The sequence below is a fragment of the Kitasatospora sp. NPDC058063 genome (assembly GCF_042885395.1).
GTDB lineage: Bacteria > Actinomycetota > Actinomycetes > Streptomycetales > Streptomycetaceae > Kitasatospora > Kitasatospora lactacystinica.
This window is the reverse complement of the sequence record NZ_JBHVSD010000004.1, coordinates 44,106-68,319: the sequence shown is the minus strand read 5'-3', so window position 1 is coordinate 68,319 and position 24,214 is coordinate 44,106. Positions and strand designations below refer to the sequence as shown.

At 74.1% G+C, this 24,214-nt stretch carries 11 protein-coding genes; 8 read left to right on the top strand and 3 right to left on the bottom strand.

The window, feature by feature from the left end:
- The first annotated feature begins 238 nt into the window (after window positions 1–238).
- The 6 genes from ACFVUY_RS08405 to ACFVUY_RS08380 all read left to right on the top strand — a co-directional run bounded on the left by ACFVUY_RS08405 (window position 239) and on the right by ACFVUY_RS08380 (window position 17,284).
- A complete protein-coding gene (locus ACFVUY_RS08405; protein WP_387728301.1) occupies window positions 239–6,499 on the top strand; it encodes a beta-ketoacyl synthase N-terminal-like domain-containing protein in 6,261 nt (2,086 codons plus the stop codon).
- A gap of 180 nt (window positions 6,500–6,679) precedes the next feature.
- The gene (locus ACFVUY_RS08400) at window positions 6,680–9,946 is read left to right on the top strand and encodes a hypothetical protein (RefSeq protein ID WP_387728299.1); all 3,267 of its coding nucleotides are present in this window, start codon (window positions 6,680–6,682) and stop codon (window positions 9,944–9,946) included.
- Window positions 9,947–10,134: 188 nt separating this feature from the next.
- Window positions 10,135–11,973, top strand: a complete 1,839-nt coding sequence (locus tag ACFVUY_RS08395) for a glycoside hydrolase family 15 protein (RefSeq protein ID WP_387728297.1) — start codon at window positions 10,135–10,137, stop codon at window positions 11,971–11,973.
- Between the two features lie 406 nt (window positions 11,974–12,379).
- Window positions 12,380–14,512 (top strand): PEP/pyruvate-binding domain-containing protein, encoded by a 2,133-nt coding sequence (locus ACFVUY_RS08390; RefSeq protein ID WP_387728295.1) that lies wholly within the window; start codon window positions 12,380–12,382, stop codon window positions 14,510–14,512.
- A 187-nt stretch (window positions 14,513–14,699) separates the two neighbouring features.
- Entirely contained in the window at window positions 14,700–16,055 is a 1,356-nt protein-coding gene (locus tag ACFVUY_RS08385) for an acetyl-CoA carboxylase biotin carboxylase subunit family protein (protein ID WP_387728293.1), read from the top strand.
- A 53-nt stretch (window positions 16,056–16,108) separates the two neighbouring features.
- Window positions 16,109–17,284: a nucleotide disphospho-sugar-binding domain-containing protein gene (locus ACFVUY_RS08380; RefSeq protein ID WP_387728291.1), complete on the top strand. Its 1,176-nt coding sequence runs from the start codon at window positions 16,109–16,111 to the stop codon at window positions 17,282–17,284.
- A gap of 400 nt (window positions 17,285–17,684) precedes the next feature.
- Here the strand turns inward: ACFVUY_RS08380 and ACFVUY_RS08375 are convergent, their stop codons facing one another.
- Window positions 17,685–19,421 carry an amidase gene (locus ACFVUY_RS08375; protein ID WP_387728736.1) on the bottom strand — a complete coding sequence of 579 codons (1,737 nt, stop codon included), beginning with the start codon at window positions 19,419–19,421 and terminating at the stop codon, window positions 17,685–17,687.
- Window positions 19,422–19,567: 146 nt separating this feature from the next.
- Here ACFVUY_RS08375 and ACFVUY_RS08370 point away from each other — a divergent pair, with 146 nt between their 5' ends.
- Window positions 19,568–20,197, top strand: a complete 630-nt coding sequence (locus ACFVUY_RS08370) for a TetR/AcrR family transcriptional regulator (RefSeq protein ID WP_387694149.1) — start codon at window positions 19,568–19,570, stop codon at window positions 20,195–20,197.
- A 283-nt stretch (window positions 20,198–20,480) separates the two neighbouring features.
- On the top strand, window positions 20,481–21,746 hold the full coding sequence (locus tag ACFVUY_RS08365) for an ATP-binding protein (RefSeq protein WP_387728289.1): 1,266 nt from the start codon (window positions 20,481–20,483) through the stop codon (window positions 21,744–21,746).
- Window positions 21,747–21,824: 78 nt separating this feature from the next.
- Here ACFVUY_RS08365 and ACFVUY_RS08360 read toward each other — a convergent pair whose 3' ends face one another.
- Together ACFVUY_RS08360 and ACFVUY_RS08355 are read right to left on the bottom strand one after the other, a co-directional pair.
- The gene (locus tag ACFVUY_RS08360; protein ID WP_387728287.1) at window positions 21,825–22,820 is read right to left on the bottom strand and encodes a UDP-N-acetylglucosamine 2-epimerase; all 996 of its coding nucleotides are present in this window, start codon (window positions 22,818–22,820) and stop codon (window positions 21,825–21,827) included.
- A 139-nt stretch (window positions 22,821–22,959) separates the two neighbouring features.
- Window positions 22,960–24,120, bottom strand: coding sequence for a hypothetical protein (locus ACFVUY_RS08355; protein ID WP_387728285.1), 1,161 nt, complete (start codon window positions 24,118–24,120; stop codon window positions 22,960–22,962).
- Between the last annotated feature and the right edge of the window lie 94 nt (window positions 24,121–24,214).

Sequence of the window (24,214 nt, the reverse complement as noted above, 5' to 3'; positions counted from 1 at the left end):
GCGGAGCGGCGCCCGGGAGGCGCCGTCGGTCGCGGCCGAACTCGCGGGCCTGCGGGCCTGATCGGGCCGCGGGGCCGACGGCTTCGCCTTCCCGTATGTCGTCGCGGTGGCCGCCGGGAGACACGGGCTCGGCGTGCGCAGTGACCAGGGCGCCGAATTCGCTACGGTGAACACCGTTGCCGCGTCACCGGGTTACCGAGTGACGGAGTAGCCACGTGACCGACCGCAGGGGTGCAAGGTGCATGAACTGATCCTCCGTCACGCAGCGGATCGCGGGGGCAAGACCGCCTTCGCCGACGCCGAAGGCTCGGTGGACTACGGCGAACTCGCCCGCCGCACCGCCCGGGTGGCGGGCAACCTCCGGGTCGGGCGCGGCGGCCGGGTGGCGCTGTGCCTGGCCGGCGGGGTGCCCGCCGTCACGGCCGCCCTCGGGGTCGCCCGCGCGGCCGCGGTCGGTGTCCTGCTCGACCCGCGAAGCGGCGAGGACGACCTCCGGTTCCGGGTGGCGGACAGCGGCGCCGAGCTGGTGGTCACCGACCGCGAGCACCTGGCGCGGGTGCGGCGGGTGGCCGGCGCCCGCGCGGTGACCGTCGACGAGCTGCTCGGGGCCACCCGTACGCCGCCACGGGACGACCTCGGACCGGACGAGCCCGCCTGGCTGCACTACACGTCGGGGACCGGCGGGGACCCGAAGGGCGTGCTGTCGGCGCAGGGGGCCTGGCTGCGGTCGGCCGATCTCGCCTACCGGGGCCTGCTGGGCATGTCCGGCGACGACCACCTGCTCTGGCCGCTGCCGTTGTTCCACGCGTTCGGGCACTCGATGTGCGTGGTGGGCGTGCTGGCCCTGGGCGCGAGCGCCTACGTGATGGACCGCTTCTCCGCGGACCGGGCGGCCGCCCTGCTGCGCCGGACGCCGTTCACGGCCCTGGGCGGCGTCCCGACGGTCTTCACCCAGCTCCTGGACGCCGGGGCGCCGCTGCCGCCGCGCTGCCTGTCCGCCGGCGCCCCGCTGCCGGAGGAGCTGCGGGACAGGTTCCGCCGTACGTTCGGGCGTGAGCTGCACGACGGCTACGGCAGCACGGAGGCGTCCGGGAAGGTCGCCGTCGACGGCGTCGTGCTGCCGGGGATCGACACCCGGTTCGTCGACGGCGAGCTGTGGTTGCGGATGCCCGGCGCCGACGGGTGGCACGCGACCGGGGACCTCGGCCACGAGGAGGGCGGCCGACTGGTGGTGACCGGGCGGGCGGGCGACGTGATCATCCGGGGCGGGGAGAATGTCCACCCGGCCGAGATCGAGCAGATCGTGGCCCGCCATCCCGGCGTCCGGGAGGTGGCCGTGGCGGGAGAGCCCGACGCGGTGCTCGGCGAGGTGCCGGTCGCCTACGTGGTGGGCGACGCGGATCCGGCGGCGCTCCTGGCCTTCTGCCGCGGTCTGCTGCCTCCGCACCGGGTGCCGCAGGAGATCCGCCCCGTCAGCCGGATCCCGCAGACCTCCTCGGGCAAGCCGGCGCGGCGGCGGCTGCGCCACCAGTACCTGCTCGACGTGGTCCGGCGGGAGACCGCGGGGATCACCGGCCGGCCGCCCGGGGCGGACCAGCCGTTCGCCGAAGCCGGTCTGGACTCGCTCGGCACCGTACGGCTGCGGGACCGGCTGGGCGCGGACCTGGGTGTCGCCCTGCCGCCGTCCCTGGTGTTCGACCACCCCACGCCCCGCGCGGTGGCCGACTACCTCACCGGCGCGGCCGCCGGCCCGCCACCGCCCGCCCGCAGGGCCACGGCCACCGAGCCGATCGCGATCGTGGGCATGGCCTGCCGCTACCCCGGCGGGATCAGCAGCCCCGAGGACCTCTGGCGCGTGGTCGCCGCCGGCCAGGACACGATCACGGAGTTCCCCACCGACCGGGGCTGGCCCCTGGACGAGCTGTTCCATCCCGACCCCGACCACATCGGCACCAGCTACGTCACCCGCGGCGGCTTCCTCCAGGACGCGGCCGACTTCGACGCGGCGTTCTTCCGCATGTCGCCGCGCGAGGCCCTGGCCACCGACCCGCAGCAGCGGCTGCTGCTGGAGACGGCCTGGGAGGCGTTCGAACGGACGGGCATCGCGCCGGAATCGCTGCGGGGCAGCAACACCGGCGTCTTCGTCGGCCTGATGTACAACGACTACGCCGGCCGCTTCCGGGGCAGCGCCCACCCTCTCCAGGCCCAGATCGCGCTGGGCGCGGCGGGCAGCGTGGCCTCGGGGCGGATCGCCTACCACCTGGGGCTGCACGGCCCGGCGCTCACCCTGGACACCGCCTGCTCCTCCTCGCTGGTCGCCATGCACCTCGCGGCGGACTCCCTGCGCGACGGCCGGTGCGACCTGGCCCTGGCGGGCGGCGCGACCGTCATGGCCACGCCGGACAGCTTCGTCGTGTTCAGCCGGCAGCGCGGCCTGGCCCCGGACGGACGGGTCAAGCCGTTCTCCGCCGCCGCCGACGGCACCGCCTGGTCGGAGGGGGTGGGACTGCTGGTCCTGGAGCGGGTGTCCGACGCGCTGCGCAACGGTCACCCGGTCCTGGCCCTGCTGCGCGGCTCCGCGGTCAACCAGGACGGGGCGTCGAACGGCCTCACGGCGCCCAGCGGCCCCGCCCAGGCGGCCGTGATCCAGCAGGCCCTGGCCGATGCCGGGCTGACCGGCGCCGACGTGGACGTGGTCGAGGCCCACGGAACCGGCACCGCCCTGGGCGACCCGATCGAGGCGGCCGCGCTGCTCGCCACCTACGGCCAGGACCGGGACCGGTCGGCGCCGCTCCTGGTCGGTACGGTCAAGTCCAACCTCGGGCACACCCAGGCGGCCGCCGGGGTAGCCGGCGTGATCAAGACCGTGATGGCGATGCGGCACCGCACCGTGCCCGCCACGCTGCACGTCGACGAGCTCAGCCCGCAGGTCGACTGGTCCCCCGGGGCCGTCCGTCTGGTCACCGAGCCGACGCCCTGGCCGACGCCCTGGCCGACGGGCCGGTCGGCGTCCCGGCCGACGCAGAACCGTCCGCGCCGGGCCGCGGTGTCGGCCTTCGGGATCTCGGGGACCAACGCGCATGTGATCGTCGAGGAGTACGAGCAGTTGCGCGTGGCGTTCCTGTTCCCCGGGCAGGGGGCGCAGCAGCGCGGGACGACCCGGGCCCTCGCGGCCGAGTACCCGGTGTTCGCCGCCGCGTTCGAGGAGGCGCGCGCCCGGCTGGATCCGGTGCTGAACACGACACCGGACCCGGCGCACCGGACGGACCTCGCCCCGGCGGCCCTGTTCGCCCACGAGGTGGCGCTGTTCAGCCTGTTGGAGTCCTGGGGGTACCGCCCGGACGCGCTGATCGGGCACGGCGCCGGGCAGATCGCGGCGGCTCACGTGGCCGGCGTCCTGTCCCTGCCCGACGCGGCGAGGCTGCTCACCGCCCGTGGCCCGGAGGAGTTCGCGGAGACGGCACGGAGCCTGACGTACCGCCCGCCGCTCATTCCGGTCATCGGCGCCCACCCCGACGATCCGGAGCACTGGGTGCGGCGCCGGCACGAGGCGGTCGGCCTCGCCGAGCAGGTGGCCGCGGTCGACGGCGTCACCCTCGTCGACCTGGGCCCGGGCGTCGGCGACTTGGAGGGCATGGAGGGCATCGAGGGCATCGAGGGTGTCATCCCCACCACCGACCCCGAGCGGACGGCGGCCCGGCTGCGGGGCACCCGCGCCTTCCAGCGCCGGCGCTACTGGCTCGACCGCGCCGCCGAGCACCCCCTGATCGAGTCGACCGTTGTCGTGCCCGGCTCCGGCGAGGTGGTGTGCACCGCCGACCTCACCCCCGTGTGGCTGCTCGACCACGTCGTCGACGGAACGGCGGTCGTGCCCGCCACGGCGATCCTGGAACTGGTGCTGTACGCGGGGGAGCGGGCCGGCTGCTGCACCGTCGACGACCTGGTCCTGCACACGGTGATGCGCCTGCCGGAGACTCGGCGCGCCGAGATCGTCGTACGTCCCGGGATCGACGGTGTACGGCCGTTCGAAGTGCACGCGAACGGCGTCCTCTGTGCCAGCGGCCGGCTGGACTCCCGCCCCGCGCCGCCGGTGGACATCGGCCCGTGGCCCCCACCGGAGGCCGAGGAGCTCGACGTCGACCACGCCGAGTACGGACCGGCGTTCCGCGGGCTGTCCAGGGTGTGGCGCCGCGGCGACGACCTCTTCGGCGAGGTGCGCGGGGACTTCCCGGACGCGGGGCGCTTCGCGCTCCACCCCGCCCTGCTCGACGCGGCGCTGCACCCGGCGCGGCTGCTCGGCAGGGGAGTGCCGTTCGCCCTGCGCGGGGTGCACCTGCTGGCGCGGGGGGCCACGGGGCTGCGGGTCCGCATCCGCGACGGGCGGATCGCCGTCGCCGACCACGAGGGCCGGCCGGTGGCCTGCGTCGAATCACTCACCGTGCGCGCGCTCGGGCCCCGTTCGACGAGCATCCCTCCGGTCGGCACCGGTCCGCTCGGTACCGGCTCGACCGGACCGCGTCCGACCGGCCACCTCGTGCCGGGGGCCGGCCGGGGCGCGCTGTTCCGCCCGGAGTGGCAGCGGACCCCGGGCCGGACGCACGGTCGGGTCCACGAGGTGCGGCCCGGCGACGCCCCCGCCGCCCTGGCGCTCGCACTGCGGGAACTGCAGGCCGACCACGAGCACCTCACCGTCCTGGTACGGCCGGGAGATCCGGCCGGAGCGGCGGTGGCCGGCCTGGTGCGGGTCGCGCAGACGGAGCACCCGGGCCGGTTCACCCTGGCCGAACTCGGCGACGGGCAGACCGACATGGTGGCCGAACGCGCGGACCTGGTCCCCGTGCCGGGCGGCACCTTCACCTGGCGCGGCACCGTGCTGGTCACCGGCGGCGGCGCACTGGGCCGGGCGGTCGCCGAGCACCTGCGGGGCAGGGGAGTGCGTGTCGTCGTCGCCTGCCGCAGCGGCGAGACGCGCCTGGACGTCACCGACCGGGCGGCGCTGGCCGCACTGGTCGACTCCATCGAGGACCTGCGGGCCGTCGTGCACACCGCCGGGGTGCTCGACGACGGCGTCCTGACATCGATGACCCCGGCCCGCCTGGCGACGGTGTGGCGCCCCAAGGCCGAAGCCGCCTGGCAGCTGCACGAGTTGACCGCACACCGGGACCTGGACGCCTTCGTGCTGTTCTCCTCGGCGTCCGGTGTGCTCGGCCACGCCGGGCAGGCCAACTACGCGGCGGCCAACAGCTCTCTCGACGAACTCGCCCGCCACCGGCGGCGGTTGGGCCTCCCCGCGCTCTCCCTGGCCTGGGGACCCTGGACGATCGGCATGATGGCCGACCGGACGGCAGCCGCCGGCCTGCTGCCCCTCGCGCCCGCCGAGGGCCTGGCACTCCTGGAGGCGGCACTGGGCACCGACGAACCCGTCCTGGTGCCGATCGCCTTCGACCACCCGAACCGTCCGAACGAGCCCGAGCATCCCCACCACCCGCACCAATCGCACCGTCCGGAACCGCGGAGCACACCGGAGCCGCGGAGCACACCGGAGCCGCGGAGCACACCGGAACCGCGGAGCACACCGGAACCGACCCCGCCGGCCGGCACCCTGGAGATGGTGCGCGCCGAGGTCGCCGCCGTCCTCAGCTACCCGGACGTGGACCCGGACACCCCGATCCCCGACCTCGGCTTCGACTCACTGACCTCCATCGAACTGCGCAACCGACTGGAGGAACGGACCGGCCTGCGCCTCCCCGCCACGGTGGTGTTCGACGCCGCCACGCCCAGGGCCCTCGCCAAGCAGCTGCGCCCACCGCCGGCCCCGGGGACGCTCACGTACCTGTACCGCACACTGTGCGAGCTGGGCCGGCCCCGGGAGGCCATGCACCTGCTCGTCTCCGCCTCCTGGGCGCTGCCGTCGGCGGCGACCCTCCCGTCCGTCGCCCCGCAGCGGCTCAGCGCCGGCGAAGGCCCGGCCGTCGTCTGCTTCCCCGCCCTCGCCTCTTCGCCCGGGGAGTACGCCCTCCTCGCCCGGCACCTGCCCGGCCTGTGGCTGCTCCCGCACCCGGGGTACGACGGCGGTCCCGTCCCCGAGGACGTGGAGAGCCTCGTCCGGACGCACGCCGCCTCGATCGGGCTGCTCGACCGCCCGGTCGTGCTCCTGGGCCGCTCCACCGGCGGGCTGGTCGCCCGAGCCGTCGCGGAACGCGTCGGCGCCGAGGCGGTGGTCCTGCTCGACACCCACCCCGTCCGCGACGAGGGCCGGCTCGCCGAACTGGCCGTCCGCAGCGCCACTAGGCTCGACGAGCCCGCCCTCGCCGCCATGGGCGCCTACGCCCGCATCTTCCTCGACCGCCAGGAGCCGGAGCCGACCGTCCCGACCCTGCACCTGCGCGTCGGCGACGTGCCGGGAGACCACTACTCCATCCTCGACGAACACGTGAGCACGACGGCGAAGGCCGTCCGGGAGTGGCTCGCCCGGACCCTGCCGACCGAGCCGGAGTGACCGGACGCTCGTCGGCGTGCAGCCCCGGAGCGAACCGACCCCGCCGAACCGACCCGGACCCGGGCCGGCCTGAACCCGGGCCGGCCCGAACCCGACCCGGACCGGTCCGGGCCGCCGGCTGGCGCACCGCCGTGAAAAACCGGATGCCCGGGCCGCACCCGTCGGGCACAATCGGCGCCGATGCCTCACCTGACTGCCGACCGGCTGCTCGCCGCCGTCGAACCACTGCCCCACCCGCTCCGGCTGCGCGAGGCGGCCCGTACCGCCGCCGCCCTCGCCCCCTCCGACCTGACGGCCCTGCTCGCCGAGCTGGACGGCCGCGGCCCGTACGAACGCCGACTCGCCGCGCTGGCCGCCCTCGCCGGACGGCAGGCGCGCCATCTGATCGACCGGATCGACGACCCCGACCCCGTCGTGCGGCGCTACGCGCACCGGGCGATCGGGGAGCTGCCGTTCCCGGACGGCGACCTCGAGGCCGCGATGCTCACCGCCCCGAAGGCGGTCCGCGACGAGCTGGCCCGCGCCGTCCTGCGGGCCGGGCGCACAGCGGTGGCCGAGCGGCTGGTGCCGATCGTCCGCGAGCGCTGGGGCGCCGCCGAGGCGGCTCGGCTGCTGCCGGTCTGCTCGGCCGAGGTCGTCGCCGCCGAACTGCCCGCGCTGGCCCACGCGATCGCCTTCTCCACCTCGCTCGGACACCGCCACCCGGGCGCGGTGCTGGACGAGGCCGAGCGTCAACTCGTCGACCTGCCCTACGGCTTGAGGAGCGCCTTCTGGCAGCGGCACGCCCTCGGCCTGGCCGCCGCCGCCGGCCGCGAACCGGCCCGGATGCTGGAGCTGCTGGAGCGCCACCCCGTGGCGGGCCTGCCCGGCCCGCTGCGCGACCGGCTCGCCGGCCTCGCCGCCGTCTCCGCCGAGCGGACCGTCCGCCTGCTGCTCGCGATCGACCGGCACCGCCACGAGCCGCCGCTGCGCGCCGGCGTGGCCCGTCGGCTGGCCGCGGCCCGGCCGGACGGACTCGCCGCGCTCGCGCACCGCGACCACGGGAGCCACCTCGCGCTGCTGCGGCAGCTGCCCCCGGCCCGGCGGGCCGCCTTCTACGACGAGGTGGCGGCGCAGCCCGGGCCGTACCGCTCCTGGTACTCCGTCGACGTCCTCGCCGTGCTGCCCGCGAAGGAGCGGCACGTGCGGGCGCGGGCCCGGTTGGCGGCGGACAGCGAGGACGTCGCCCCGCTCGTCCTGCTGCCGGTCGCCGAGGCCCGGCCGGGGCTGCTGGCCGAGACCCGCGTGGCCGACGCCTGGGACCGGGGCTGGGCCTGGGCACAGCTGGTCCGGCAGGCCGCACTCTCCGGCGAACCGGGCGCCCTGCCCGAGGCGCTCGAACTGCTCACCCGACTGCGCAACGAGCAGGACCCGGTCCGCGGCACGGCGCTGGAGGAGGTCGCGGACGTGCCGCCGCGGCTCTTCGACGACGCCACCGCCGGCCCGCTGGAGCGGCTCACCGACGACGCCCTGGCCGCCCGGGACTGTTCGGCGCGCACGCGCACCGCACTCGGCCGCCTCGCCGGCGCCGTCCTCGGCGAGCACGTGGGCGGGCCGGCCCGCGAACTGCTCGCCTGGGCCGTCCGCACCCTCGAACGGACCGACGGCGCCGGCCTCACCGTCCCGCCCCGGCGCGAGGCGGCGGTGGTCGACGCGCTGTGGGCCGCCCTGGACCGCTCGGCCCGATCCCGTGACGCCGCACTGCTGTTCGCGCTGGCCGGGACGCTCGGCGACCGGGCACGACGTGCTCCCGCCCTCGCCGAACTCCTGGAGCGCGTCCTGCACTCGGGCGGCGACCGTGCCGTCGAACGGGCCGCCGCACCGCTGCTGCGCGACCCCGCCACCGGCGGCGAACGCGTGGCCCGGCTGCTCGCGCTCAGGCCGTCGGCCGTCACCCTGGCCCCGGTGCGGGCCGTCCTGACCCGGATCCGCACCGATCTGCTCGGGCCCCTGCTCGACACCCCCCTGACCGCGACCGACCTGGCCGACGCGGACCGCTGGCTCCCCGCACAGCAGCACGCGGCCGCCGAACAGCTCGCCCGCACGGTCGGCGACCCGACCCGGGCCCTGGCCGAGCGTGCCGCCGCCCTGCGCGCCGCGGCACGGATCCCCGTCCACGGCGAGGCCCTGCTGCGCCGGTACGCGGGCTCCGCCGACACCGTCCTCGCCGAGGCCGCGCTCGCCGCGCTGCCCTGGACCGAGCGCCCCGCCGGGGCGCTGCCCGAACTGCTCTCCCACGCCGCCGACGACCGCGCCCGGGTCGCCCTCCACGCGGCCGGCCGTGCCGCCCGGTTCGCGCGGAGCTCCGAACTGGGCCCCGCGCTGCGGCGGATCGCGCTCGATCCGGCGGCCAAGGTGACCAGCCGCAAGCAGGCCGTCCGGCTCGCCGCCGCGCACCTGGTCCTGGACGAGGCGGCCGCCCTGCTGCGCGAGGTGTACACCGCGCCGGGGCAGCACCACGACGTCCGCGCCGCGGTGCCGGCGACGGTCGGTGACCGGATCGCCGACCTGCCGCTGTGGGACGTGCTCACCGACGCGGCCGACGGGCCGGAGGGACTGCGGAAGGCACTGGTCCTGCACCTGAGCGGGGAACGGACAGCCGCGGAGCACCGCCCGGCGTTCGCCGGCCTGATGGCCCGGCTGGCGGTCGACGCCGACCTCCTCACCGCCTCACCCGCCCAGGGGCAGCTCGTCTCCTGGGGCCGGTACGCGCCGGAGGCGGTGCGGGCACTGGTCCCTCTGGTGACCGACCTCGCCGAGCAGGACCGCTGCCGGGGAGCGGCCCGCGCGCTGACCGGGACGGCCCTGTCGGACGCCCCGCACCCGCTCGGCGGCTGCGCGCCGGGCAGCGTTCTGGCGGACGCCCTGACCGCCCTGATCGAGACCCTGCGCGCCGGGGAACCGGCGTTTCCCGGCCGCGACCAGCCGGCCCGGCGGCGGATCGACGCGCTCACCGGCTGGATGTGGAGCCCGAACGCCACCGAGCGGGCCGTCCGCGCCACCCGGCGGGAGGTTGCCGCGATTCTGCTCACCGAACCCGCGCTGCTGCCCGAGGCCAGCCGCCAACTGGTCGAGGCGCTCGATCTCGACGCACCGGACCTGGGCGAGCGCGCCGCCGAGCTGGCCGTCCTGGTCGCCGACCGTCCGGTGCTGGCGGTGGCCGCCGCCGACGCACTGAACCGCCAGGGCAACGGACGACGGGAGGCACCGGAGCACGCGCTGGCGGCCGCCCGCCGGCTGGCCGCCGACGACGGACTCGCGCCCGGCCTGTTCGCCGTCGCACTGACGAACACGGGGGCGCAGCTCGGCTGGCCCGCCGAGTGGCGGGAGGTGCTGCACGCGCTGCGCCGCCACCCGCGGCCGGACGTCCGGGACGCCGCGCTCGCGGTGTTCACCGACCCTGCGTGAGCGGACCCTGAGTGAGCGGCCCCGGGGTGCGCGGACCCCTGCGTTCGAGGAGCCCTTCGGATCGGCCCGTGGCCGCTCCCGCCCCCGATACGCAGGGTGAGCCGGAACAAGGTCCGCGACGACGGTGTTCCACCGTCAACGGGCACGGCTCTGCCCGGCGTCCACGCCGCGGCGGTAGGGAGGCCGGTATGGCACTGCAGGGCACCGGATTCGGGCCGGCGGACGGCTCGCGTTATCTGCCGATCGCCGAGCACGGCCTGATCGGCGATCTCCGGTCCGCCGCGCTGGTGGGGACCGACGGCACGATCGACTGGTACTGCTGCCCGCGTTTCGACGCCCCCAGCGTCTTCGCGTCCATCCTCGACGCCGACCGGGGCGGGTCGTTCGAGCTGGCCGCCGATGTGCCGACGCGCACCCGGCAGTTCTACTTCCCCGACACCAACGTCCTGATCACCCGGTTCTTCGCCACCGACGGGGTGGCGGAGATCCAGGACTTCATGCCGGTCGTGGACGAGTCGCGCGAGGCCGGTCGGCACCGGCTGATCCGGCGGGTGGTCTGCGCCCGGGGAACGCTTCCGTTCCGGGCGCGGGTGGCTCCCCGTTTCGACTACGGATCCCAACCGCACACCGTGAGTGTCCGGGCCCACGAGGCCGTCTTCGAGTCCCCCTCGATGGCGCTCGCGCTGACGGCCACCGTGCCGCTCGAACGCGAGGGCGTGGACGTGGGGTCGCACTTCAAGCTCCTCGAAGGCGAGTCGGCGGTGTTCGCCCTCGACCGGGTCGGCGGCGACCTGGCCCCGCGGGCGTGTCCCCGGGCCGAGGCGGAGGAGCAGTTCGAGGCGACGGTGCGGTTCTGGCGCCGCTGGCTGGCCGGGTCCCGCTACCACGGGCGGTGGCGCGAGATGGTGCACCGCTCCGCGCTGGTGCTGAAACTGCTCACCTACGCGCCGACCGGTGCGATCGTGGCCGCGCCGACGACGAGCCTGCCCGAGCGGATCGGCGGCGAGCGCAACTGGGACTACCGGTACGTGTGGGTCCGGGACGCGGCCTTCTGCGTCTACGCCATGCTCCGGCTGGGCTTCACCGCGGAGGCCGAGGCCTTCATGGGCTTCCTCTCCGACCGGGGCATCCTGCGGGGCGGCGCCGGCGCCACGGGACCGCTGCAGATCATGTACGGGATCGACGGGCGCGGCGACCTGCCCGAGCGCGAACTGTCCCACCTGGAGGGATACCTGGGCTCCGCCCCGGTGCGGGTGGGGAACGCGGCCACCGGCCAGCTCCAGCTGGACATCTACGGGGCGCTGATCGACTCCGTCTACCTGTACGACAAGTGGGGACGGCCGATCAGCAGCGCTCACTGGGACGAGGTCGGTGCCGTGGTGGACTGGCTCTGCGACCACTGGGACCAGCCCGACGAAGGCGTCTGGGAGACCCGGGGCGGCCGGAAGGACTTCCTGTACTCACGGCTGATGTGCTGGGTGGCGATCGAGCGGGCCATCAGGCTGGCGAACCGGCGCGGGCTGCCGGCGGACCTCCCGCGCTGGCAGCGGAGCCGGGACGCGATCTACCGGCAGATCATGCGACGCGGCTGGTCGGCCGACCGCAGGGCGTTCGCCCAGAGCCTCGGCGGCGACGTCCTCGACGCCTCCGTGCTGATGATGCCGCTGGCCAAGTTCATCTCGCCGAGCGACCCCAAGTGGCTGGCGACCCTGGACGCGCTGAGCGCGGAACTCGTCTCCGACTCGCTGGTCTACCGCTACGACCCGGAGGCCAGCCCCGACGGTCTGCGCGGGGCCGAGGGCACCTTCTCGATCTGCTCGTTCTGGTACGTCGAGGCCCTCGCCCGCGCCGGACGCGTGGAGGAGGCCCGGCTGGCCTTCGAGAAGATGCTCACCTATGCCAACCACCTCGGCCTGTACGCCGAGGAGATCGGGCCGACCGGTGAGCAGCTCGGCAACTTCCCGCAGGCCTTCACCCATCTCGCGCTGATCAGCGCCGCGTTCAACCTGGACCGCACGCTCGGTTGACGAATGCGGCGTCCCGTCCGGAACGGCGGACATTCGGAGCGGCGGGAAGCCCGGAATTCGGGGGAATGATTCGATCCACTTGTCGGCATTGCCGACGGGTGAGGTGGGCGAGTATGCGGCCCTTCGAGGTCCTGCAGTCGTTCAGGAATCAACACTTCCGGAAATCCCCGATTGCCCGTCACGCGCCCGCCTTCTCGGTCTGTGACCTTTGCCACAGCTTTATGCGGAGTCGTGGCTTCCTTGACGGGATTCTTATGGCCGGATCGATGCATGATGGCCAGATGTCGCATGATCATTCGTCAAACGTTCATACCCAATGGCAGTGTGGGCGTGGTCGTACCCGACCCTTCTGCAACAGGTGTGCACGGATCGTGTACACGATGACGAATGGCTGAACTCTGTGCGCATGACCCGTTCGGATCGCAACGACGCGACCACGCGGCCCCGCTTCTTGGACGAAAAGCTCACCCTTGAGGAGTTCTCCGAGCTCGCCGGCCAGGTCGGCGGCTATCCCTATGTGAAGATCGTGCTCGACTGCGACGAGTCGGTGCTTCACTTCATCGACAGTGCCGACGGCACTCTCCATGTCCGCTACATCGCGTGCGAGATCCTCGGCATGTCGATCGACGAACTCGCCGGCAGGCTCGATTCGTTCAACGACGACGTCTACCGGAATCCCGACCGCCGCTTCTATCTCGGCACGCTCGCCCGCCATACCGGCCGCGCCGGCCGGTCCACGGAAAGCGGCCACGAGGCCGAGGATTTCCTGTCCCTGGAAACGGTCGACGTCGACACCATGTCCCAGGACATGCTGCGCTTCTTCTATCACCGGGTGCGCGAGCACGTCGATCCTTCGCTGCGGCTGGTCCTGAAGCCGGCCGGCCACCAGCAGGAGGGCTACCTCGCCGGAATTCCGGAGAGCGAGATTCCGCGCATCCTGTCCCACGAGCTCTATTCCGTGGCCTCGTTCGTGCCGCTGAACCCTGGGGAGGCCCAGGGACGGCTGCGGGTGTTCCGCTCGGAGGAGGAGTACCGGGCCGAGGCCGAACCGCTGGAGTGGCACGACATCGTGGTGATGCCCCGGGTGCCGGAGGACATCCCCCGGGTGTCCGGCATCATCCACACCGAGCACACCACGCCGCTCTCCCACATCAACGTGATGGCCGCCGGGTGGCGGATCCCCAACGCCGTCGGCATCGGCGCCGTCGAACGGATCGACCGCGCCGGGCTAGACGGCCAGTGGGTGCGCTACCGGGTCGAGGCCGAGGGCGGGGACCTCCTCCTCGAGGCCGCCCGGCCGGAGGACCGCGGTGGCGACGGGGGCTGCGAGAGCCCTGCGGACTGCGAGGGTCACGGCAGCGGCGAGGGCCGCGAGGGCCACGGGGGAGTCCGGCCGACTCCGCCGGCCGATCACATCGTCGTCGACCGGCCCGACCTCACGCCCACGCCGATCACCCCGCTGTCCGAACTGCGCGCGGGGGACCACGTCCGGTTCGGCACCAAGGCCGCCAACCTCGGTGAACTCACCCACCTGCTGCAGCACGGCTCTTCCCGCTGGCTCGGCTTCTACCAGGTGCCCCGGCCGCCCCGGGCCGACCTGCTGCGCTACCTGGCCAGGCAACTCGGCCTCCCGGAGGACGCGGACGGGGCCGAGCTGAACGCCGCCGCGCAGCTCCTGGTGAAGGAGTTCGCCGAGGTGCCGCGCGGGATCGTGCTGCCGTTCTCCCTCCAGCAGCGCTTCCTCGACTCCTCGGCGGAGCTCCGGGGCGCTGTCGACCGGCTGGACTCCCTTCTCCAGGAGGGGACTTCGAACCGGGCGTCGCTCCACGCGGAGACGTCGCGGATCGAGGAACTCTGCCTCGACGTGCAGCGGCTGATCCGCAGCACCCCGCTGCCCGACCCGATCCGCGCCGAGGTCGACCGGGCGATCGACCGCCACCTGTACGGCGCCACCGTCCAGGTCGTCCGCAGCTCCTCCAACGCCGAGGACCTGTCCGGCTTCTCCGCCGCCGGACTCTACGAATCGGTGGCGCACGTCAGCGGCACGGGCGCGGTCCTCGACGCCGTCCGGGAGGTCTGGGCCTCGCTGTTCTCGCCGCGTGCGGTGCTGCTGCGGCGCCAGGCGGGCATCGCCCTGGACCACTGCCGGATGGGCGTGGTCGTCCAGGAACAGGTCGGATCCACCGTCGGCGGCGTCCTGGTCACCTGCAACCCGCTGAGCCCGCAGGACTTCCGCGACGTCTACCTCAACATCTCGCCGCGCTCGGTGGCCGACGTGGTGACCGGCCGGGGCGCACCGCTCCAGTACCTGTGCAACACCATGGAGGGCGGAAGCCGGACGGTCTCGCTGGGCACCGCCGCCACCGACCTGGACGCCGCGACCAAGGACCTCGTGCGCCGACTGGCCCTGATCAGCAGGCTGTTGCAGTCGCACTTCTCGCCCGACGAGACGTACGGGGCCCCGGTCGACATCGAGTGGGCGATCGAGGGCGACCGGGCCAGCCTGCTGCAGCTGCGCCCCTTCCGCACCGCCGGCTGACGCCGCCGGAGCGCCGCACCGCACCGGCCCGGCCCGGCGTGCCGCGGCCCGGCCTGTCATGGGCCGACGCGCCGCGGGCCGACGCGCCGCCGCGAGCCGACATACCGCGGGCAGACCTGCCGCGGGCCGGTGCGGCGTGGCTCCGGCACGCCCGCGAACGATTGAACTTCCTTCAGGAGTAAGTACGTTGAACAAGATTCTGTACGTCTACGTCAAGGGCGGCGCCCCGCTGGAGTACGCCTTCCCGCGTATCGCCGCCTGCGGCGAGCTGCACGTCCTCGCGCTGGCGCCGCTGCCCACGTCCGGGGAGGACGTGTGGCGGCCCAGCTGTACCAGCATCGAGCTGGTGCCCGAGGCGCCGCGCGGCGACGAACTGGTCGAGCTGATCGTGGAGTACGCGAAGGCCATCGGGGCCGACGCGCTGCTGACCCTCTCGGAGTTCGCGGTCCTGGCCGTCGCGCACGCCGCGAGCCGTCTCCACCTGGCCGGTCCGGGGGAGGGGATCGTCCGCGCCAGGGACAAGCGGCTGATGCGGGAGGCCTGGGCCGCCGCCGGGGTGCCGATACCCGCGTTCCGCCGGGTCGACAGCCTCGGGGACCTGACCTCCGCACTGGCCGAACTCGAAACCCCGCTGCTGCTCAAGCCGGCCTGGGGCGCCGGGTCGGTCGCCCAGATCGTGCTGGACTCGGTCGAGGAGGCCGCCCCGGCATGGGCCGGGATCGAGAGCGGACTGCGGGCGGGCAGCCAGGTCGGCATGAACGAGCTGTACGCCGAGGACACCGACCGGGACCGCCTGGTCGAGACGATTGCCCAGGGCTCCACCGAGGGCTGGTACCAGGAGCCCGGCTACGGCGACTACGTCAGCGTGGAGGGGATCGTCGCGGACGGCGTCTACCGTCCGCTGGCCATGACCGCCAAGCTGCCGACCGTGCCGTCCTTCGTCGAGGTGGCCAGCACCTCGCCCTCCGTCCTGCCGGTGCCGCTGCAGCGCCGGATCGAGGAGGTGTCGCGGCAGGCCGTCGACGCGCTCGGGCTGGAGAACTGCGGCACCCACACCGAGCTGAAGCTGATGGAGGACGGCGAGCTGGTGGTCATCGAGACCGCGGCCAGGTTCGGCGGCCTGCTGACGACCAGGCAGGTCCACGAGGTCTTCGGGCTCGACCCGATCGGCATGCTGGTCCGGCAGCTGCTCGGCGAGCGGGTGGACTACCCGGAGGCCATGCTCACCGACGGGGTCAGGGCCGCCGCGTCGCTGGCCGTCGTCCCGGCCGACGCGTCGGGAGCGCCCTGGCGGAGCAGCCCGGTCTGGAACCCGCAGGCCGTGGACTGGCAGAGCCTGCTCTCCCCGGGCAGCACCATCGAGGCCGTACCCGCCTTCGCGATGCCCGCGGGCCGGACGGTCCCCGCCTTCGACCCGTCCGCGGGGTCGCGCAACTGGCTCGGGGTCTACCTGCTGAGCGCCGTCGACGCCGCCACCCTGCAGCGCGACTGCAACGCCGTGCTGAACGGCATGGAAGCCGCCCTGCACCGGGCCGCCTCCTGAACCCCGCCAACCCCCTCGTCCCCAACCCCCATCCCTCCGAGCGAGGTTCCTCCATGCGTGTACTGTTCGCCGGCGTACCCGGTATCGGCCATCTCTTCCCGCTGGTCCCGCTGGCCAGGGCGATGCACGAGCTCGGCCACGAGGTCGCGATGGCCTCGATGGACGGTGGCGAAGACGTCGCCGGGGCCGGTCTGCCGTACCTGCCCATCGCGCCGGGGCTCGACTGGCGCAAGGTGATCAGGGAGGCCGGCCGCACCCAGCGGCCCGACCTGATGCAGCGGGTGGTCGAGAGCAATTCGGCCGATCGCGAGGCGTTCGTCCCGCTGGCCGCCCTCGTCAACAACCGGGTGGCCGACGACGTGGTCGAGCTCGCCGCGCGGTGGCGGCCGGACCTGGTGGTGTACGACTACCAGTTCCCGGTGGCCCTGCTCGCGGCGACCCGCCTCGGCGTGCCCGCGGTCCAGCACGACCTCGGGTTCGTCCGCACCCCGAAGCTGCGCGCGCTGATGCTCGCGGAGATGGCGGACACCTTCGCCCGGCACGGAATCGACCGGCTGCCCGAGCCGGCCGACGTCATCGACCTCGCGCCGCCGAGCATGGCCGGGGACGAGCGGTACGGCTGCTCGATGCGGCCCGTCGCCTACAACGGCGAAGGCGACCTCCCCGCCGACCTGGCCGTGCCCGCCCACCGCCCGCGCGTGGCGGTGACACTGGGCACCGTTCCGCCCAAGACGGACGGCCTGACCAGGATCGAGCGGGTGATCGAGGCAGCGGCCGACATCGACGCGGAGTTCGTGCTGGCGACCGGAGACCTCGACCTCAGCACGCTCGACACCCTGCCGGACAACGTCCGCGCCTACGGCTGGGTCCCGTGGCGGGCGCTGCTGGAGACCTGCGCGGCCGCCATCCACCACGGCGGCAGCAGCACCGCCCTCGGCGCACTGGACGCGGGCATCCCGCAACTCGTCCTCCCCGACGGCTCCGACCGCTTCATCAACGCGGACGCGGTACGGGACCGGGGCGCCGGCCTCCGCGCCGCCGCCGAGGACATCGGTCCGGCCCTGCTCACCCGGCTGCTCACCGACACCGGGCTCACCCGGGCCGCGCGAGAGGTCAGCACCGAGATCGCGGCCATGCCGAGCCCGCTGGCAGTCGCGAAGCGCCTCACCGGCCTCACCGGCACCGCGGGCCTCACCGGCACCGCGAGCCTCGCCGGCACCGCGGGCTGAGGCAGCCGCCGGCCGTCGCGCACCCCCCGGGGACCGGAAAGGACCACCGGGCCGCACGGGACCCACCGTGGAAAGGAAGGAGCCCCGCCGGATTCCCCGGCGGGGCTCCTTCGCCGGCCGGGCCGTCCCGGGGATCCCCTCCTCGCCGTCGGTCCCGCCCGGAGGGAGGGGGAACTCGCCGCGCCGCCGCGCGCTCCGGGAGTCTCACTCGGACGGCCCCGGCCGGCTGTGTCCCGTCGGGCTCCGCGTCGGAATTCCGGGGCTGTGAGCGGGTCGGGCGAGCGGCTCCCGGGAGACCGGGAGGCCACCTCCACCGTTGGTGGAAGCGGCCTCCCCGTTCCGTCATCCCGTGGTCACGAAGAGATGAACCAGGGTCCCTTCAAGCAATTCTGACGAATCGTCAGGCGGCCGGAAGGCGCGGGGTGCGCGGCGGTTCCGTGCGGCGGTGCCCGGTCGTCTCGAAGGCGGCGGCGAGCTGGAGCAGCAGGTTGTCGTCGTAGGCGCGGCCCGCGAAGGTCAGCCCCACCGGCATGCCGATGTCGGTCATGGTGCCCATCGGCACGGTCACGGTCGGGATGCCGAGGTGGCGCGGGACGAGATTGCCGTTCGCGACCCACACGCCGTTGCGCCAGCCGAGGTCGGCGGAGGCCTCGTTCACGTCCATGTCGGCCGGGCCGACGTCGGCGACGGCGGGGAAGACCACGGCGTCCAGGCCGAGCCCGTCCATCCACTGCTCCAGGTCGATCCTGCGGGTCTCCTCCAGGCCGCGCAGGCCCTCCTCGAGGTGCGGCATGTCGGTGAAGGACGCGTACGGGCGCTCGCGCACGAAGCGCGGGTAGTCGCCGATCGTGTCGTCGAAGCCGGCGTAGCGGTCGGGGAGTTCGCCCTGGTGCTTGGGGAAGATGCGGTCGCCGTCGACCTCGGTCAGGGTGGCGAGCCGCGGGTCGCCGTTGGCGCGCAGGAAGTCGTCCCATGCCCAGGCGGACAGGTCCTCGATCTCGACGGCGAGGAAGTCGCGGCCGACCAGGCCGCGGGTGGGCAGCGAGGGTGCGCCGGGGCGGTCGGACTCGTAGTTGGTCACCACGGGGAAGTCGACCTCGACGACCTCGGCGCCCGCGGCCTCAAGGTCGCGGCGGGCGGCCTGCCACAGGGCGATGACCGAGGCGCGGGTGTCGATCCGCTGCCCGGTCTGGCCGCCGATGCCGCCGTCGGGGTTGGTCCCGGCGTCGGGGTCGGCGTTGATGTACATCGCGGGCACGCCGACGCGCTTGCCGGCGAGCGTCGCGCGCGCCGCCGCCGCGTCCGCCGGGGCCAGTGCCGGGTAGGAGGCCGGACGGACCCGGGACGGCGCGGGGAGTCGCACCCAGGGCTGGGACCGCCACAGGTCGCCGCGGGTGTCCGGGTCGTCGGCGACGACGACGTCGAGCAGTTCGAGGAGGTCGGCCATGGTGCGGGTGTGCGGGACCACGACGTCCATGGTCGGCACGAGCGGCCAGTTGCCGCGCACCGAGATCACGCCGCGGCTGGGGGTGTAGGCGCACAGGGCGTTGTACGAGGCGGGCGCCCGGCCCGAGGACCAGGTCTCCTCGCCGAGGCCGAACGCGGCGAACGAGGCCGCCGTGGCGGTGCCCGAGCCGTTCGACGAGCCGGAGCCGTACGCGCTGGTCAGCCAGTCGGCGCTGTAGGGGCTCTCGGCGCGGCCGTAGACGCCGCGCTGCATGCCGCCGTTCGCCATCGGGGGCATGTTGGTCAGGCCGATGAGCACGGCACCGGCGGCGCGCAGCCGCTCGATGGCGAAGGCGTCGCGCTGGGCGACGAGGTGTTCGAACGCCGGCGAGCCGGCGGCGGCGGTCAGGCCCTTGGCGAGGTAGCTGTCCTTCGCGGTGTAGGGGATGCCGTCGAGGGGGCCGAGCGTCTCGCCGCGGGCGCGGCGGGCGTCGGAGGCCTCGGCGTCGGCGCGGGCGTCCGGATTCATCACGACGAGTGAGTTGAGTGCCGTGGTGGTGCCGGGCCGGTCGTAGGCCTCGATCCGGGCGAGGTAGGCGTCGAGCAGGCCGACCGCGGTGGTCTCGCCCTTCTCCAGCGCCGTGCGCAGGTCGGCGATACCTGTCTCGACGACGTCGAACGCGCGGGTCATGCGGGTGCCTCCATGGTCCTGGTCGGCGCCGGCCGGGGTGCTCTCGGCCACGGGCTGCGCCCTCCTGATAAAACTAACTTTGTTAGCAACTGCTCTCGGTCTGGCACGATAGCTCCCGGAAGCGGAGAGCGGAAGAGGGGATTTCGGTGGGCCGACCGAGCAGGGCAGTGCTGACCCGCGAGCGGATCGCGCGCGCCGCGCTCCAGGTCGTGGACGAGGACGGCGCCGACGGCCTGACCATGCGGGCACTGGCGGAGCGGCTCGGGGTCAAGGCGGCGTCGCTCTACAACCACATCCGGGGCAAGGACGAACTGGTCGACACCGTCTCGGAGTTGGTCAACGACGAGATCGACCACGCGCCGCTGGGCGATCCCGACTGGCGGGCCGGCCTCGCGGCGTACGCGCGCGGCTACCGCGCGGTCTTCCGGCGGCACCCGAACGCCGTCGCCCTGCTCGCCCGCCGCCGCGTCGAAGCGGCCAGCGCGCTGCGCGGCTACGAGGCGCTGCTCGCCCTCCTCGGCCGGGCCGGCCTCGGCCCCGCGGACGCGGCCGAGGTCGCCGCGGCACTGGACTACCTGGTACTCGGCTCCGCGATGGAGACCTTCGCCGCCAGCTTCACCCGCGCACCGGCCGCGTACCGGCCGCAGTACCCGGCGCTCGCGGACGCCCTGGACGGCTCCTTCGCCCGCGGCGGCGGCGCGACCGGCCTCGACGACCGCGGGTTCGAGCTGGGGCTCGGCCTGCTGCTCGACGGCGTCGAGCGCCGGACGGCGTAGGACCGGGGGCCGGGAGGGGGCCGGGTCGGGCGTCGCGTGGCGCCGGGGGAGCGGCGGATCCTGAGCGTCCCCGGGCCCGAGCGCCGGGGTGCGAGTACCGACGGGCCGCGGCCGAGCGCGGGCGGGCCCGAGTGCCGACGGCCCGCGGAGCCCCGGCGCGCAACCCGCTGCCGCGTACGGTTCGTCCACGCCGCGTTGTCCCGAGCGGCGCACGACGGGCCGGGCCCGGCGCGCCTACGTTCTCCGCAACCGGCACGACCGGAGACCCGAGGGAGCGACGCACGTGAACTGGCTGATCCACGACTACCGGGAGGACGACCTGGCTGCCGTCGTCCACCTGATCGACAGCACCGCCGGGCTCGGGCAGGAGTCCGTGTTCTCGCTCGCCGAGTGCATCGCCGCGCTGACCGCGCGCCAGCCCGCCGTCGTCGCGGTGCACGACGGTACGCCGATCGGTGCCGCGCTCGCGCAGGTGGCCGGGGAGCGGGCGTGGGTGATGCGGGTGGCGATCGCCCCGGCGTGGCGCGGGCGGGGCCTGGCCAGCGCGCTCCTGCGGGAACTGGAGCGACGGCTGGTCGAGGCACGCGTGCGGCGGATCGCCTATGTGCTGCCGGAGGAGGAACTGCTCGGTGAGGGACTGCACAACGCCGGCTACGAACGGCGGCCCGCCGCCGCGTACTTCGAGAAGACCGAGCCCGCCGCGGGCTCCGCGGCCGGCACGCTGGACGAACTCGGCGGGCGGGTGCTGAGCGGCGACCTGTGGGACCGGGTGGCCGGAATGGCCGCCGAGAAGGAGCTGATCGAGCGCAGGGTCGTGCTGCCGCTCGCGGAGCCCGAGCGGGCGGCCCGGCACGGGGTCCGGCCGCCACGCGCGATCACCCTGTTCGGGCCGCCCGGCACCGGCAAGACGACCTTCGCCCGGGCCATCGCGTCCCGCCTGGGCTGGCCGTTCGTCGAACTGCTGCCCTCCCGGCTCGCCGACGAGGGCAACCTCGCCGCGGCGCTGCGCAGCGCCTTCGCCCGGATCGGCGAGCTGGAGCGGGTGCTGGTCTTCATCGACGAGGTGGAGGAGATCGCCCCCGTACGCGGCGAGGCCGGCCGGACGGGGACGATGCACGGCGTGACCAACGAACTGCTCAAGCTGATCCCCGGCTTCCGCGAGCGTGACGGCCGACTGCTGGTCTGCGCGACCAACTCCGTCCGCTCGCTCGACCCGGCGTTCCTGCGCACCGGCCGGTTCGACTACGTCATCCCGATCGGCACCCCCGACCCGGACGCCCGCGCCGCGATCTGGTCGCGCTACGCGCTCGGCACCGACCGCCTCGACGTGGACGTTCCCGCGCTGGTGGCCGCGAGCGAGCACTTCTCCCCCGCCGACATCGAGCACGCCGCGCGCCTGGCGGCGCAGACCGCGTTCGAGCGCGACGACGCCGTACCGGGGGCGACCACCGCGGACCACCTCGCCGCGATCGGCGCGAGCCGCCCGACGGTGACGGCCGCCATGGTCGAGGCCTTCCACACCGACATCGGCACCCACGCCAGGCTCTGACCCGCAACAAGGTGGGCATGCGCGGAAACTCTGCCCTTCGGTCCGGTCGTCGCCCCGCCCGAGACAGGTGATGGTTTGTCAGACCGCGACCTGCTGGGGGTGCGTCAATCTGTGCAACAGGTCCGCAAAGCTGGCGTCGTAGGCAGGCCCAAGCCGTTCCACGTCCGGTGGGGCCGGCGGCTCGTTTCGGACGGCCGCAGTCACCAGGGCGGCCAGCTCGGCCGGTTCACAGTGGTTGACCAGCATGGTCGTCGGGGGAAAGTCCGCGGCGCGTGGACTGGTCCGACGCAGGACGAAGCACGGGATGCGCAGGAAGGCGCACTCGTCCTGGACGGTGGAGGAGTCGGTGAGTACGAAGGACGCGCGGTTCAGCTCGCCGACGTACTCGGCGTGCCGCAGGGTCGGGGTGAGCCGGACGGTGGGCGCCGTGGCCGCGACGCGGTCGAGTCGGGCGCGGATCCCGAGAGCTCGGAGCTGTTGATCGGTGCGTCTGAACAGCACCACGGTGAGGGCGAAGCGTGCCGACAGCGCCTCGATGTGGTCGATCACCCGGGTCAGCCGGTTCCGATCGAGGACCGTCTCCTCCCGGTGGAACAGCACCAGCCCCCGCTCCGGGCCGTCCGGCGGCCGCGGCGCATATCCCTGTGACTCGGCGAGCCGGTCCGCGAGGGCGTGCACCACAGGGTTGCCAAAGTGCGAGATGGTGTGGGGTTCGATCCCCTCCGCCCGCAGGTTGGCCTCCATGCTCTTGGTGAAGACCACCCGGTGCGCGACGCCGTGGCTGACCGCGACGCGCGTGAACTCCTCACGGTCGGCTATGTCCCCGGTGCGGTACCCCGACTCGACGTGCACGGTCGGCACCCCGAGGCGATTGGCCACGCCGAGGGCGAGCAGGGTGACATCGAGGTCGCCGTAGAGCAGGACCACCTCGGGCCGGGCCGCCGCCATCGCCGAGCGCAGTCGGCCGGCCAGTCGCCCGGGGCTGTCTTCGTGGATCAGCGCCAGGGGTGTCGGCAGCCGGAACTCCGAGCTGGTTTGCGGGGAGTCGCTGAGTGGCCCGAGCCGGCATTCCACGGTGTCGTGTCGGACGTCTGGCCGGTTGAATGCCTGGTGTACGACCGAACATTTGACGAGGTGTGGCCGGCCGCCCAGGACCGAGACAACCTTCAGGGCCATTTCGCGCTCCCCCTTCACGCCATGACGCCCCGGCCGGTCAGCGGCCGAGGGAGTCGGAGATCTTCGTCCACTGCGGGGCTGTGCCGTGCTCCGGGGTGAGCGTCATGGGATCGGTCGAGCGCAGCATGATCGGACCGCCCTCCCGTCTGGTGCCGAGCGGTACATCCACCGACTCCCCGTGGATCGCGAGGTCCGTGCCCGACACGATGACGATTCCGCTCAGCACGTTGGTGAAGGTGTGTCCCCGGTCGTGGCTCATGCCGAGCCACCAGACGGTGTCGCCGAGGTGCCGTACGTAGTAGGTGCCGCCGTCGTCGGAGGTCCAGATCCCGCTGAGGTTGCCCCGGGCCACCGGTTGGACGACGTCGATGGAGTGGACGGGGCGCAGGACGGCGGGGGCCGGCTGTCCGGGGTCGACGGGTGTCCGGTCCATCAGTCCGCAGACCCGTACCCGGGTGCCGGGCGCGAGTCGATGGTCGCGCAGAAGCGCCGTTCCGTCCGGCTCGGTCGACACGTAGCCGTTGAGCGGACGGCCGTTCAGAAGCACGCTGTTCCCGTCGCGTTGCCGCCAGCCGGGGAGTTCGGCCGACCCTGTGCCGGCCAGGATGACGCACTCCAGCTCTGTTGCGGTGGTGCCGGGTGGCGTGTTCCGCCGGCCGCCGTCGGCCGGCCCTCCGGGGTCCGACGTTTCCGGAGGGCGGTCGAGCCCGATGGTGAAGGACAGGTCGTCGGCGGAGGCAGCGGACGGGGTTTCGGTGGCGGTGGCCAGGCCGCGAGTCACCGTCCCGTAGGCCACTACGGACTCGGCGCGTGGCAGCGGATGGGGCCGGATCGCCGCCGCCCCCGTGCTCAGTGTCAAAGGCGGCTCGACCCGCCGCCAGGACGCGCAGCCGAAGCCGCCGACCTCCCGCAGCCGCCTGAGTTGACCAGCGGACTCCACGGAGAGGTCCATCGAGCCGTGCTGCGGAACGTCCCCGCGAGGCGTGTCCACCCAAGCACCCAGCACGGACGGACCGAGGATCCGCCCCCGGTAGACGTTGGCGAACCGCAGGCCGAGATGGAACTCCCCGGCGCCTTGCGGGGTATCGGCGCTGAGTCCCACCCACCAGAGGGTTCCGGCCAGTTGGCGGAGAAAATAGAGGGCGCGGTCATCGCCCAGCCACGTTCCGGTCAGGGTCTCGTCCCCGGCTGCGAACACAGCAGAAACAGTGCCCGAGCCGTGGTGGGTCCGCAAGTCCCCCGAAGGAGGTCCGCGCCCCCTTGAAGCCGTGGTAGCTCTGTGTGATAGTCGA

What these genes read in the sequence shown, in the direction of transcription:
- ACFVUY_RS08400 (WP_387728299.1), top strand. Translation starts at nt 6,680, where the DNA reads ATGCCTCACCTGACTGCCGACCGGCTGCTCGCCGCCGTCGAACCACTG.
- ACFVUY_RS08395 (WP_387728297.1), top strand. Translation starts at nt 10,135, where the DNA reads ATGGCACTGCAGGGCACCGGATTCGGGCCGGCGGACGGCTCGCGTTAT.
- ACFVUY_RS08375 (WP_387728736.1), bottom strand. Translation starts at nt 19,421, where the DNA reads ATGACCCGCGCGTTCGACGTCGTCGAGACAGGTATCGCCGACCTGCGC.
- ACFVUY_RS08380 (WP_387728291.1), top strand. Translation starts at nt 16,109, where the DNA reads ATGCGTGTACTGTTCGCCGGCGTACCCGGTATCGGCCATCTCTTCCCG.
- ACFVUY_RS08390 (WP_387728295.1), top strand. Translation starts at nt 12,380, where the DNA reads ATGACCCGTTCGGATCGCAACGACGCGACCACGCGGCCCCGCTTCTTG.